The sequence below is a fragment of the Fibrisoma limi BUZ 3 genome (genome assembly GCF_000296815.2).
Taxonomy (GTDB): domain Bacteria; phylum Bacteroidota; class Bacteroidia; order Cytophagales; family Spirosomataceae; genus Fibrisoma; species Fibrisoma limi.
Genome location: NZ_CAIT01000006.1, coordinates 235,073 through 247,754, shown reverse-complemented (window position 1 = coordinate 247,754; position 12,682 = coordinate 235,073). Strand labels below are relative to the sequence as shown.

Annotated in this window: 14 protein-coding genes; 3 read left to right on the top strand and 11 right to left on the bottom strand. The window is 55.6% G+C overall.

The window, feature by feature from the left end:
- Positions 1-7 precede the first annotated feature (7 nt).
- Positions 8-670, top strand: coding sequence for a YdcF family protein (locus BN8_RS09005; RefSeq protein WP_009281530.1), 663 nt, complete (start codon positions 8-10; stop codon positions 668-670).
- A gap of 99 nt (positions 671-769) precedes the next feature.
- On the opposite strand, the gene BN8_RS09000 is transcribed toward BN8_RS09005, so the two are convergent.
- Entirely contained in the window at positions 770-1,405 is a 636-nt protein-coding gene (locus tag BN8_RS09000; RefSeq protein WP_009281529.1) for a hypothetical protein, read from the bottom strand.
- A 273-nt stretch (positions 1,406-1,678) separates the two neighbouring features.
- Between BN8_RS09000 and BN8_RS08995 the strand changes: the two genes are divergently transcribed.
- Positions 1,679-2,053, top strand: coding sequence for a hypothetical protein (locus BN8_RS08995; RefSeq protein ID WP_144051629.1), 375 nt, complete (start codon positions 1,679-1,681; stop codon positions 2,051-2,053).
- Positions 2,054-2,189: 136 nt separating this feature from the next.
- On the opposite strand, the gene BN8_RS08990 is transcribed toward BN8_RS08995, so the two are convergent.
- From BN8_RS08990 to BN8_RS08975, 4 genes are read right to left on the bottom strand one after another with little or no spacing between them, the layout of a single operon-like run.
- Positions 2,190-2,954, bottom strand: a complete 765-nt coding sequence (locus BN8_RS08990; RefSeq protein WP_009281527.1) for a hypothetical protein — start codon at positions 2,952-2,954, stop codon at positions 2,190-2,192.
- A complete protein-coding gene (locus BN8_RS08985) occupies positions 2,951-3,778 on the bottom strand; it encodes an SDR family NAD(P)-dependent oxidoreductase (RefSeq protein ID WP_009281526.1) in 828 nt (275 codons plus the stop codon). The genes BN8_RS08990 and BN8_RS08985 overlap by 4 nt, the downstream gene beginning before the upstream one ends.
- 12 nt (positions 3,779-3,790) lie before the next feature.
- Positions 3,791-4,228 (bottom strand): DUF2147 domain-containing protein, encoded by a 438-nt coding sequence (locus BN8_RS08980; RefSeq protein ID WP_009281525.1) that lies wholly within the window; start codon positions 4,226-4,228, stop codon positions 3,791-3,793.
- A 48-nt stretch (positions 4,229-4,276) separates the two neighbouring features.
- Complete coding sequence (locus BN8_RS08975; RefSeq protein ID WP_009281524.1) at positions 4,277-4,891, bottom strand: TetR/AcrR family transcriptional regulator; 615 nt, start codon at positions 4,889-4,891, stop codon at positions 4,277-4,279.
- A 216-nt stretch (positions 4,892-5,107) separates the two neighbouring features.
- Between BN8_RS08975 and BN8_RS08970 the strand changes: the two genes are divergently transcribed.
- Positions 5,108-6,619, top strand: coding sequence for a sulfatase family protein (locus BN8_RS08970; RefSeq protein ID WP_009281522.1), 1,512 nt, complete (start codon positions 5,108-5,110; stop codon positions 6,617-6,619).
- 14 nt (positions 6,620-6,633) lie between these two features.
- On the opposite strand, the gene BN8_RS08965 is transcribed toward BN8_RS08970, so the two are convergent.
- The 6 genes from BN8_RS08965 to ggt all read right to left on the bottom strand — a co-directional run bounded on the left by BN8_RS08965 (position 6,634) and on the right by ggt (position 12,611).
- Positions 6,634-7,434 carry a hypothetical protein gene (locus tag BN8_RS08965; RefSeq protein ID WP_040005664.1) on the bottom strand — a complete coding sequence of 267 codons (801 nt, stop codon included), beginning with the start codon at positions 7,432-7,434 and terminating at the stop codon, positions 6,634-6,636.
- A 35-nt stretch (positions 7,435-7,469) separates the two neighbouring features.
- Positions 7,470-8,147 carry a Crp/Fnr family transcriptional regulator gene (locus BN8_RS08960; protein WP_009281520.1) on the bottom strand — a complete coding sequence of 226 codons (678 nt, stop codon included), beginning with the start codon at positions 8,145-8,147 and terminating at the stop codon, positions 7,470-7,472.
- A 7-nt stretch (positions 8,148-8,154) separates the two neighbouring features.
- The gene (locus BN8_RS08955; RefSeq protein ID WP_051041018.1) at positions 8,155-8,850 is read right to left on the bottom strand and encodes a phosphopantothenoylcysteine decarboxylase domain-containing protein; all 696 of its coding nucleotides are present in this window, start codon (positions 8,848-8,850) and stop codon (positions 8,155-8,157) included.
- A 32-nt stretch (positions 8,851-8,882) separates the two neighbouring features.
- Positions 8,883-10,001 carry an ATP-grasp domain-containing protein gene (locus BN8_RS08950; RefSeq protein ID WP_051041017.1) on the bottom strand — a complete coding sequence of 373 codons (1,119 nt, stop codon included), beginning with the start codon at positions 9,999-10,001 and terminating at the stop codon, positions 8,883-8,885.
- Positions 9,988-10,713 (bottom strand): NRDE family protein, encoded by a 726-nt coding sequence (locus BN8_RS08945; protein WP_009281517.1) that lies wholly within the window; start codon positions 10,711-10,713, stop codon positions 9,988-9,990. The genes BN8_RS08950 and BN8_RS08945 overlap by 14 nt, the downstream gene beginning before the upstream one ends.
- Before the next feature lie 155 nt (positions 10,714-10,868).
- Complete coding sequence (ggt, locus tag BN8_RS08940; protein WP_040005663.1) at positions 10,869-12,611, bottom strand: gamma-glutamyltransferase; 1,743 nt, start codon at positions 12,609-12,611, stop codon at positions 10,869-10,871.
- Positions 12,612-12,682: the final 71 nt, after the last annotated feature.

Sequence of the window (12,682 nt, the reverse complement as noted above, 5' to 3'; positions counted from 1 at the left end):
GTCGATTATGATGAATGCCCGCATTCGCGAACTGGCCCAGATGCTCTGGGATTATCACCACATGAACCATGCCCTCCAGAAAGCCGATGCCATTCTGGTGCTGTGCAGCCATGACACCCGGGTAGCCGAACGCGGAGCCCGGTTGTTTCTGGACGGCTGGGCACCCCTGCTCATTTTTTCGGGTGGGCTCGGGGTCATTACCCGTTCGATGTGGACCGAACCCGAAGCCGACCTCTTCGCCCGTATTGCCGTGGAGATGGGCGTACCGCAAGCCCATATTCTGATCGAAAACCAATCGGCCAACACCGGCCAGAACGTCTTGTTTACCAAAGAACTACTCGCCGAAAAAGGGCTCGATCCGGAGACATTCATTGTGGTGCAGAAGCCCTACATGGAGCGCCGGAGCTACGCTACGTTTCGAAAAGTATGGCCGGAGAAACCGGTGATCGTCACCTCCCCGCAGGATTCGTTTGACGTTTATCTGAGCCGATACACCAACCCGGAGTTGTCGCCCGACGACGTCATCAGCATCATGGTCGGGGATTTGCAGCGCATCCGGCTGTATCCGGAACGAGGTTTTCAGATTCCGCAGGACATTCCGGACGAAGTCTGGGACGCCTACCAGGAACTGGTCAACGCCGGCTACAACCGGCATCTGGCCTCTGCCTGAAACAAACCCAAATGCAGCAGGCGGTAAGCAATCACCGCCTGCTGCATTTGGGTCGGGTGATGTTGTGGTGTCAGGTTCTGCACCTGACACCATGGCCAGTTATACGTTCCTTTGCCCGCCGGCCAGCTTCTCTTCTTCCAGCTTTCTGACCTGTTCGACAATTTCTTCGGGTGATACGTAGAGCCGGGCAATTTTGTCCTTATAAACCTGCGGCAGTTCGGCGTGGTCGAGAATGAACCGTTTAGTGGCAACCAGGTAATTACCCAGTCCCCGCTTAACGGCAAAGTCGTCGGCGACCCGCTCGGCTTTTCGCACGTAGTTGGGCGAGAAGAGGTACCCCAGTCCAAACCTGATCATCCCGAAAGTACTCCGGTTTTCGTAATCCATAATGTGCCCCAGCTCGTGGCCAATCCAGCCGATCATGATCGCGTCGGGGATGTGGTGGATTGGGATCGCCGTGTGCGTCAGCTTGAACATGGCGCTGATGTTGATCTGATACGCCCGCTTATTGCGGTTACCCAGTAAGCTACCGACAACCGGCTGCGCCTGCATGACCGACGACCGGATGCTTTGCTTGAAAACGAAGCGAATACTGGCGGTCCGTAGCTCCGGATAAAACGACAGCGCGATGAGCACATTTTTCCGGATTACTGACGGAATATGCTTGTGCTGCTCAAACGCGGCCAGTTCGGGCGAAATCTCATCGGGTTGGGCGCTACTTTTATCAATCAGCATGATTGCTTACACTGTTGGGGACGTAGTGTTAAACGCTATCTCTAATTGGATTACGTCACGGCGCTCTAATTGTTCAAAAAATTGTACAGGGTTTTGCTACAGGAGTTACACAGAAATTCCGCCCCTTACTGCTAATTGCGTTACTTAAGTAATCATTTCAAGTATTTTTCACTATAAATAGTTACTTTTTAAAAAATTTTGTTTAGTTTTAAATCCACAACACTCACTTATAGCAACTCATTCAACAGAATGTTTACAAAATCGGCACCGTTGATGTCTGTTCCCTTGACGACAGAAGCTTGTGAACAGATTTTTTCTAACTGGATTGAGGCTGTTTCAACCTTTTATACGACCTACCAACAGCTTATTCAGCGAATTCAAACCCATTCGGCCAACAATTCGTCTCCGGATAATGGCCTTACTGAATTAGCACTGGCAATGCAGGATCAACTTGCCATCCTGGTGACCAACATGAGTCAGCCTGACGTACATTCCGGTACGTTATCTAACAACTACCAGACCCTTGCGCAGCACACCGACGTACTTGCTAACCTTAGCCAACAGGCCCAAAACCGGTTGTCGTCTACCGGCCAGGCCAGACACTACCGACCATCCGGCCTAGACCCCTCTCCCCGACTGCACGCCTAAAGTCTTGTTCAGCTTGTATGGCTAAAAGCAATCGCCCCCGAAACCCAGCTTATGAACAGGCTGGGTTTCGGGGCTTACTCGAACCCGTGCGATCAATGGTTCGTACGTATCGGCAAACTGGTTTACCAGCCTACTTCTACCGTAACAGCGGCCTGCCCTGCATTGCCTGCCAGAACACGAACGTGGTCAGAATGGCATACAGCAGTCCGGCTATGACCGTAGCCCGTACGCTTTTCAGCACGTAAAACGACAGCAGGGGCAGGATTTGCAGGGCGTGCATCCCCAGAAAATGGGCAATCCGCAGATCCCCGTAGCGTCGGCTCCAGTTGACCACGGGCAAACCCGGACTACCGTCTGCGCCACCGATCGTATGTGTCAGCCGCGCCCCCATGCTCAACCCCTGCATGGAGAACACGATGAATAAAAGCAGCCCCAGCCGAATGCCCCACAAATACGCCCCTGACAGGTCCGGCAGGTCCTGTTGAAAGAACAGCAGGGCAATGTAGGCCGTCCAGAGCGAAATACCCACGGCCGCAACAGCCATCAGCCCGTACAGCGTGCTATACAGGGGCGTACTGACGTTGAAGTGCGACAACTGTCCCCGGGCTGCCTGCCAGGCAATGTACCCATCTTCAAACGTGAACAGCACGATAAGCCCCCACGAATACCAGACCACCGCCCGGTTGTTGCCCAGGTACTGCATGTACCAGGCCATCGTCCAGACAAAAATACCGGTGGCCAGAAAGAACTTCATCGGCTTGTACCAGGCATTAACGCCGAGTACCTGCGTGTGGGTAAACTGGATCAGCACCAGACAAAGCAGCGCAGCCACTAGACACCCGAGCCCGAAATAATACAACGGTTCATTGCTGTGGCGGAGTTGGCTCAGAAAAGCGTTCATACGTTTGGCTGAAGTTGTCGCTGATGCTGGGTCATGCCACCCATCACCTGCTGCATGATCCGTACCTTTCCCCAGCGTGGCACCGTCCGGAGGGCATATACTAACACTTTGGTCAGCCAGCCGGGCAACACCGTCGTTTGTCGGCCCAAAGCCCGCAGAATCGGTACCCCTACCTGCTCGGGGGTCAGCGCCATGTTCATGGCCATGTTGGCCCGCTGCTCAAACCCACTCCTGACCGGCCCCGGTGCCGCAGCCAGCACATCGACACCCTCTGGTTTCAACTCCAGCGCCAGCGCTTCGGCCAGCGACTGCACGTAGGCTTTGGTAGCGGCATAGTTGGCTGCGTACGGAACGCCCTGGAAGGCCACCATCGAACTTAGCAGGATGATACCGCCCCGATGCTGGGCCACGAAGCGCTGCCCGTAGTGATGGGTCAGCGCCAGCACAGCCTCGCCGTTTACCCGCAGCATGTTGATCTCTTCAGAAAGGCTCGACTGGAGAAACAGTCCCGACGTACCAAACCCCGCCGATTGCACGAGCAAGCCAACGCTGAGGTCGCTGGTACTGTCGATAAGCTGCTGCACACCCACCGACTCCGACACATCGGTAGCCACGATCCGCACGTCGATGCCGTAGGTATCCCTCAACTGCTCAGCTACGGGTGCCAGTCGTTCAATCTGCCGGGCATTGAGGACCAGATGCAACCCGGCGCTGGCCAGTTGCTGCGCCAGTTCCAGACCAATGCCCGATGAGGCCCCGGTTACGACGGCCCAGGGTCCATACTGCTCCCGCAGCCGATTCTTTTCAGAGGTTTTGAGTACCATGTCCGTATGTGTTTATTGGTTGCTGGCTCCTTTGACTTTCGTCCACACTTCGCTTCGGCCAAACAGCGACACGCCGACGTAGCCGCGAATGCTCAGATTACTGGCGTCCTTCAGGGTCATTTTGCAGGAGTACGTTTTCCCGTCGCGGGGATCGTAGATGGTGCCTCCTTCCCAGGTTTGCTCACCGTCGTGCTGAAAATCGTTGAGAATGACCAGCCCGATCAGATCCCGGTTGCGCAACGCGGGATTCGGGTTCTTTTCATCCTTGGCTGGCCCACCCGTTCCCCAGGTAATCTTGCCGAAGTACTTGCCAGCCTGTTGGTAGATGAGCAGCCGGGAGTCTTTTTTGGGTGAGAGCCATTCACCGAGAATAGCGTCCGGCTTCGACTGAGCCAACGTAGTTGAGGCCAGCGTCGCAGTGAGTAACAGAAGTGAAAATAGTCGCAACATTGATCATCGTTTTTTAATTGAACATTGTTCATTTAGAGGGTAAAAAAATTATAACGTATCGAGTATTTTCAAAAATTCGCCGAACGCCTGTTCCACAATACCATCGGCATCCTGCAGATTCACGCCTTTTGTTCGCTGGCCGATCTCCAAGCTGCACATGCCATGTACCAGACTCCAGATCATGAACGTCAGCGGCTCGAGCTGGTGCCCCTTGAAATGCCCGGCTTCCATACATTGCTGTACGGTTGTCCGCAGCACATTGAAAGCCGTTTTACCTTCCGACCATTCCTCGTTGACGGCATTCAGGTATTCCATGGGCGCTTTTATACTGAACATCAGATCGTACATATCCGGATTATCAAGGGCAAACCGGATATACACCCGTCCCATCGCCTTGAGCCGTTCCATCGGGTCGGCTACGTTGAACAGCACCGTAAACTGCCCGCCCAGATCCGCAAACCCCTGTGTGTGCAAGGCGTGCAGAATGGCGTTTTTATCTTTAAAGTACACGTAAACGGTGCCGATGCTGTAATCAATAGCTTCGGCAATGCTCCGGATAGTGGTTTGCTCGATCCCCTTCTGCACAAAGAGCTTTCTGGCTCCCTGCAAAATCAGGTTTCGTAGCTCTTCTTTTTCTTTCGCTTTCCGCTCGGCAACACCCATGTACGTCTCTATTTACCCCATAAAATGAACATTGTTCAAAATTCGTTCCCACGAGTCAACTTATTTTTCAAAATCGGCAGAAATTACCCCCGCCGACCACGGGAAAACCAAAGGCTTTGGTAGTAAGAGCGGCTCCTTTTTTGCTTTTACCGGTATTGCCCCTCATCTTTTTTACTTGACTATTCCGCTGGTTCATACCAGACTCCTGGCTTCTTTATGAAATCATTCGTTTCCTGCCTGCTGCTAATCAGCCAGGTGGCATTCCGACCGGCTCTGGCCCAGACCCCACGTCCTTCCACAGCAACAACGGCGCAGCAACGCCCTAACTTTGTGCTGATTGTCGGCGACGACCACGATCTGAGCGCCGTTGGCTGCTACGGCAACCGAAGCGTTAAAACACCCAATCTGGATTACCTTGCCAAAGAAGGCGTTCGGTTCACCCGCGCGTATGCCACTACGTCGTCGTGCAGCCCCAGCCGCTCCACCCTGCTTTCGGGACGGCATAATCATAACAACGGTCAGTACGGTCTGGCCCACGCTACCCACCATTTCCGATCGCACGAAGGGTTAAAAACCATGCCGGCGCTCCTGCACAATGCTGGCTACACCACGGCCCGTATCGGCAAATACCACGTAGCGCCTGCCAGCTCCTACCCTTTCGACGAAGCCCTGAGCGAAGACGGTTCCAATCCGGTGAAGATGGCGAATCAATGCGTTACGTTTCTGGAGAATAACCGCAGTAAACCCTTCTTTCTATACTTCTGCACCACTGATCCGCACCGGGCCGGCTCCAACAAAAACCTGCCGTATGAGGCCAATCCCCACGGCAATAAACCCAATGGGCACGAAGGCGTAACTGAAACGCTGTATGGAATGGATTCGCTGCGGGTGCCGTACTTTTTGCCGGACGCCCCTGAAACCAAAGCCGAACTGGCGCAGTACTACCAGTCCGTATCGCGCATGGATCAGGGTATCGGTCGGCTATTCGACCTGCTGAAGGAGAAAGGCCTGTGGGACAATACCATCGTTATCTATCTCTCGGACAACGGCATGCCGGTACCCGGTGCCAAAACGACGCATTATGAGCCGGGCGTCCGATTGCCGCTCATCGTCCGGAACCCCTACTCAACCCGCAAAAATCAGGTGTGCGACGAACTGGTATCGTGGGTAGACGTAGCGCCGACACTGCTGGATTTTGCCGGGCTCAATCCCCCGGTTCTGGCCGCAGCCAACCGGCCACAGGGCGGTGGCGAGTACGGGGAGCGCGGCCCTACGGACTACTTTCACGGCAAGTCCTGGAAACCTTATTTCGATCGTATCAACGGAACAAATCCAGCTTCGTTCAAGGGAGATACGGTATTTCTGTCGCACACCTTCCACGAGGTAACGATGTACTACCCTATGCGATCAGTGGTGACCAAGCGCTACAAGCTCATCTGGAACGTAGCGCACGACCTGCCCTTTCCGTTCGCGGCCGATCTGTGGAATTCGGCCACCTGGCAGGGTTTCCTGAAATCCGGGAAAACGCAGTACGGCCAGCGGAGCAAAGATGCGTACGTACGTCGCCCGGCCTTTGAATTGTACGATCTGGAAAAGGACCCGCAGGAACGAACGAATCTGGCCGATAGCAAACCCCATAAGGCGGTGTATGATACGTTACTGGCTTCGCTGCGAAACTTCCAGGAGGTCACCAACGACCCGTGGCGGGTGAAGTGGACGCACGAGTAACTGCCCCGTTATACTTACGCCACCTGTTGGTTCAACCAGGCGTAGCTTTCCCGGAAGAAGGCGTCCACGGCCTCGTCGGTTTCGATGGCCGACAGGGGCAGGAACGCGCCTTTCCAGCCGTCGGTGACCAGCCACTGGCCGACCGGCAACGCTGGCGCTGCGCCAAAGTCAACAGCGTGGCTACGGTCGTAGCCGGATTGATAAAAATACGGTTCGTCGCTCAAGGCGTCGGCGATGGCGTAACCGGCCCAGATGGCTGCCCGCTCCTGCCCGGCTGCATCCGGAATGGTATAGTAAACCCCCGTGTCGAAATGATGCGGCCAGACGCGCACCTCGCTGGCGCGGCCGCTCCACTCGTTCAGCCTCGTGAGGGCCGTATTAGCCAGGGTTCGCCATTGTCCCCATTCCGGCAGTCCATCCGGACGAACGTAGGGCGTAAGCTGGTCTACCGGTGGATCGAGCCGGTAATTCACGGGTTTGATGTCCTGAACGCCCCACGCCTGTAGCTGGCTCTTCCACCAGGCCGCAGCATCGGTGGGCGTCCGGTTGTCGGGCGAAAACGACGCCATAACCGTTTCTGTCTGGTCAATGAACGCCAGGGTAAACGCCCTGGTATCAATGATCAGCCTGACCGACTGGCCATTGCGGACAAACGGCCTGCCTTCCAGCCGGTGCTGACCGGGATTCCAGGCCATGTTCGTGTGGCTGTCGTCGGGTTGCTGGTCGAGCAGTTGGGTACCGGTCAGGGCAATGAACTGAGCCAGACTGTGCAGCACGCGGTCGGCCTCGTTGATGGCCTGATGAGCGGTTTTCATGGCGGGTAATACGTGTTTGAGTGGCCCAGAGCGCGTCATGCCACGTCGAGCAGCGCCGGGTTGGTAATGATAATCTGGCTGCGGTTATACTCCAGCATCCCCGCCTGCCGGTATTCACTGAATAGTTCGCTGACCACCTGCCGGTTGCTGCAGATCATCCGCGAGATGTCCTTGTGGGTCAGGTAATTGTTGAGTACGTACGGTTGGTCGGGCTTGGCGTCCTTTTCAACCCACTCCTTCAAAAATAAGCGAAAACGGGTTCGAACGTCTTTGTACATCAAATTGATATACCGATTTTCAAGCCGCCGTAACCGCAGTCCAACCAGCTTGGTAAACCGAATGCCGAGCGACGGATGCTGCTGGATGACCCGCTCAAAGTCAGTCACCAGAAAGCTACAGAATGTTACGTAATCCGACAGCACAACGGCATACTGATTCGTTTCCGCCGGCGTCAGCGTAAACTGCCCGAACAGATCATCTGGCCGTAGCACTTCAACGAGTTGTTCGTTGCCCTCTGTATCCAGTTCCACAATTTTCAGGATACCGACCTTCAGCGTATACACCCGATCTTCGTCCTGCGACAGATTGATCACATCCCCTTTCCGGTGCATTCGGAAGTGGCTCAGGTAGCAGATTTCGTTGATGGCGTTGCGCGATAGTTCGTCGAATAGCTGATGATTCTTCAGGTACCAGTATTTGGTTTCGTTGGTCATGGTTATATCAGTTCAGGTGAGCAGTATTCAGCGCAACGATAATTTCATCGACGATATCACGGGCTACTTCCCGTTTGGCTTTTAACCCGAAGCGGTGAATGCCACCGTCGCGGTGCAGAATGGTAATCTGATTGGTGTCGTGACCGAACGCAGCCCCCTCGTCACGGAGCGAATTCAATACGATCAGATCCAGGTTCTTACTGACCAGCTTGGCCTGCGCGTTGGCCAGCTCGTTATCCGTTTCCAGCGCAAAGCCAACCATAAACTGGTCGTCGCTCTTCTGCTGCCCCAGACTGGCCGCAATGTCGACCGTCCTGACCAGTTCCAGCATAAATGCAGTCTCCTGCTTCTTGATCTTCCGGTTAGCCACCACTTTGGGCGTATAATCGGCCACAGCCGCGGCCAATACCGTGATCGAGGCCGTAGGAAAATAATCCAGGCAGGCCTCGTACATCTCGGCCGCTGACCGAACCCGAATCACCGTAATGGCGTGGTGCTGGGCCGTCAGGTTCGTCGGGCCGCTGACGAGTGTAACCGTTGCCCCGCGCTCTGCCAGTACATCGGCCACAGCATAGCCCATTTTTCCGGTTGAATGATTGCCGATGTATCGTACGGGGTCGATGGCTTCGTGGGTCGGACCGGCCGTAACAAGGACGTGCAGGCCCGACAAATCTCTATTGATAGGACTAAACAATGAGTTCATGATGATTTCTAGTTGTGCGGTAATTCGGGCGGTCAGGCTTTCTTCCCCCGCTGCATCCGGCGCCAGAATTGGATAGCTTCGCGCAGGCTCATGTAGGCAACGCCCCGGCGGTGATTCGCCCGACTGATGTCGTACAGCACCCGCCAATGATGAAACAGCACCCGGTAGGCCTTCCAGATCGAAAACCCTGGGTGGTAAATATGCGCTGGTTCGGCCCCGGCACCGTTCAGTTCCAGAATGTGAATGTGCCGACCGGCGTACAGATCGGCCACGCTGCGGCAGCGCAAATCGTAGCGGCCGTAGTAAAAGCCGACAATGGGGGCGCTGATACGGTCAAACACGCGGGTCAGTTCGGGGGTAATCAGATGATTGGCGTCCAGAAACTTGGTTCCCTTGCTATGATTCCCGATCGACACCAGCGTGATCGTCTCGCCGGGTGCGGGTATGTCATGGAAGCGATGCCCGTACTTCGCCTTCAGGGCGGGCAGTTGCAGAATAGCCCGTTCGTTCTGCATGATCAGCTCTTCAATGCAATTGAGGCCGTTTCCGCGAATGGTCAGGAACTCTTTCTGCACGATGGACGAAATCACACCCTGCGCCTGACCGTCCGAACGCGGCTCAGGAGACCGATAGTAAAATATGCCCAGTTCGAGCGGTTCATCGACGTACTCCTGAATCAGAAAATCGGCCGGACTACTTTGTTTGTAATTGACCAGGTCCTCCCAGTGCTCAATCTTTTCGACCCGCCAGCCTCGCTCCCCTACGTTGGGCTTGGCTATCAGCGGGTACGTCAGTCTCAGTTCCGATACCTGCCTCAGTACCACATCAATGTGAGCCTGACGAGTAACAAACAGTGTTTTCGGCTTGAACTCATCGCTGATGCGATCCAGAATGTCAATTTTCGATTCGCCCAGAAGTCCCCCCGTTTCGATGGACGGGTTGGCCGCCGAAAAGAAAAACAGCGACCGCGCTTTAATCGACAGCCAGAGGTGATAGATGAAGATGGGGAAGTACACCACCGCAAACGGCCAGTATTCCCAGTGCCGCAACCGGATAAAGAACGGACTATCGAACCGGAAGCGGGGCAGAAATGCCTGTACTGTTTCCCGGAAACTGGCGGGTTGATTAACGGACGAACTAAGCGGTTGCATAGGCGGATTCATGAATGGGTATCTGGCGGACGAGTTGCTGCACAAAATCCTGGTAGATCATCTCCGTCTGGTCGGGACGATGGACGACGCTGGTCAGGCTGACCGTAAAAAGCTCGTTGTTACGGTTCATACGGAGGGCATTTTCCCGGTCGCCATCTCCGGTGAACTGATGAAACGCCCGGATGTCGGCGACGGATGGGTTTGGGTGGCTCAGTTGCCAGTTGCGAAACCAGGCTTCGCGCTTTTCGATCACCTCCGGGGTATAGAGCGTCACCGACGACCAGATGTGCGGCCGCTTCGGATCTTTGTCGTGAATGAATAGCCGCCGACCCGTCCAGCGCAGTTCCGTCAGTCGGTCGGATTCCAGCGCAAGCAGCGTAAACGGCTCGACACCGGCAAAGTCATAGGCATCCGCAAACGCCTGGATGGAGGAATACGTAAAGACGTGCAGCGGAACCAGCCCACGGCTGTGTCGATATGGGGGCTGCGGCAGGTGGGGCACAAAACCGCCGTTGAGCAAACAAACGGTCATCTCCGTCGATGCAGCGATCCAGGTGCCGTGGCCCTGGGGGTCCCTGGGGAACGTAACGCGAAAATCGCCGATCTGAACACCCTCCGGCAAAAGGGCCGACGGACGGATCGCTTTCTCGTCGCGACTGTGAGTCAGGATAAAGCCGGTTGGGCTGAGGGGTAGATACGTTGCGGTACACATGCCAGTCGTAAAGCAGTTACCTTTCCTGTTGCAAGGTCTGTACCACCGGCACTAAGTCTGTTATTCTATTGACAATCAAGAACTAAACTTCTCTTCAGAATTAAGAAACCGTTCAGACTTTTACGATATTTCGTAAGTCTCACGACGGAGCGTAATTAATACCCGGCCGCCTGACCATCCTTCCGCATTTCGGAAGCACCCCAATAGATTCGATTGACAGCATCCCACTGAATGGCCTGATAGCCACCGAAGAAATCTGTTTCGGCCAGGCGATGGCCACGTCGTTCCAGATCAGCCCGCACGTCGTTGGCAATACCGGATTCGAGCGCCAGACGCCCGCCATCGGTCATGAGGGTTCCGATGGGCTCACTACTGCCCGAATGACTGAACCGGGCGGCATCACCAGCTTCCTGAACGTTCATCCCGAAATCAATCAGATTACACAGCACCTGCACATGGCCCTGGGGCTGCACCGGCCCGCCCATCACGCCGAAACTCAGAAACGGTTGCCCATCTTTCAGTACGAAACCAGGGATGATGGTCGTGAAGGGCCGTTTGCCGGGGGCGTACACATTGGCGTGGCCGGGCTTCATCGTAAAACTGGTACCCCGGTTGTGAAAGACAAAGCCCAGCCCATCGGGGACCAGACCGCTCCCGAATTCCAGCATGTTACTCTGGATGAACGACACCATATTACCTTCCTCGTCGGCTACGCTCAGAAACACCGTATCGCCGGTTTTCAGCGCCGGATCACCGGCATCCAGGCGCTCAGCGGCTTTCGCGGGATCGATCAGCTTCCGGCGCTGGGCTGCGTAGTCTTTTGACACCAGCCAGTTGAGCGGTATGTCGCTGAACTCGGGATCGGCGTAGTAGCGGGCCCGATCTTCGTAGGCCAGCTTTTTGGCTTCTACCAGCAGATGCAGGTAATCGGCGCTGTTGTGCCCCATCTTTTTCAGGTCGTAGCCTTCCAGTATGTTCAGCATCTGCAAAACCGCTACGCCCTGGCCGTTTGGCGGCAGTTCGTACACGTCGTAGCCCCGGTAATTAACCGACACCGGGTCAATCCACGTACTCCGGTGAGCGGTCAAATCTTCTTTCCGTAGCGGCATACCGGTCCGACGGGCGTATTGGTCCATGACCTCCGCCAACCGACCCTTGTAGAAGGCATCGCGCCCGCCGGAAGCAATGGCGGCATAGGTTGTGGCTAAATCCGGATTTTTGAAAAGCTGGCCTTCGAACGGGGGCTGACCACCCGGTAGAAATGTCCGCTGGAAATTCTCGAACTCATGAATTTCGTCCCGATTGGCGGCCAGTCGCCGGGCGGCTACCTGCCAGGAATAAGCAATAACCTGCGCCACCGGAACCCCTTCTCTGGCGTAGCGAATGCCAGGGGCCAGCAGGTTACGCATGGGCAGCTTACCGAACCGGCTGTGCAGTTGAAACCAGCCATCGACGGCCCCCGGCACCGAAACCGATAAAGGACCATAGAGCGGAAGCTGGGTACGGCTGCCCAGTAGTTTTTGCATACCTTCGTAGGTCACCCCTTTCGGTGAGCGCCCGCTGGCGTTGAGGGCATAGAGCCGGTGGTCTTTGGCCGACCAGACAATGGCGAACAGATCGCCCCCAATGCCGCAGTTGTTGGGCTCGACCAGCCCGAGCAGGGCATTGGCGGCAATGGCGGCATCAATGGCCGTACCACCCTGCTTCAGTACGTCCAGTCCAACCTGCGTAGCCAGCGGGTGACTGGTGGCCACCATACCGTGCCGACCCAGCACAGGGCTGCGGGTTGCAAAATTGGCCCCGGTAATCCGGTCACCTTTGCCGGTTGTCTGCCCATAGAGCCGGGGAACCAGCACGCTCAGTAGCTGGACCAGAAAAAGTAGGGTTAATCGTTTCATGCACAAAAGCCGATTATGCCGGAGCGGAACGAGCATCCCTATGGGATACCCCTCCCCGACTCCATAGGCAT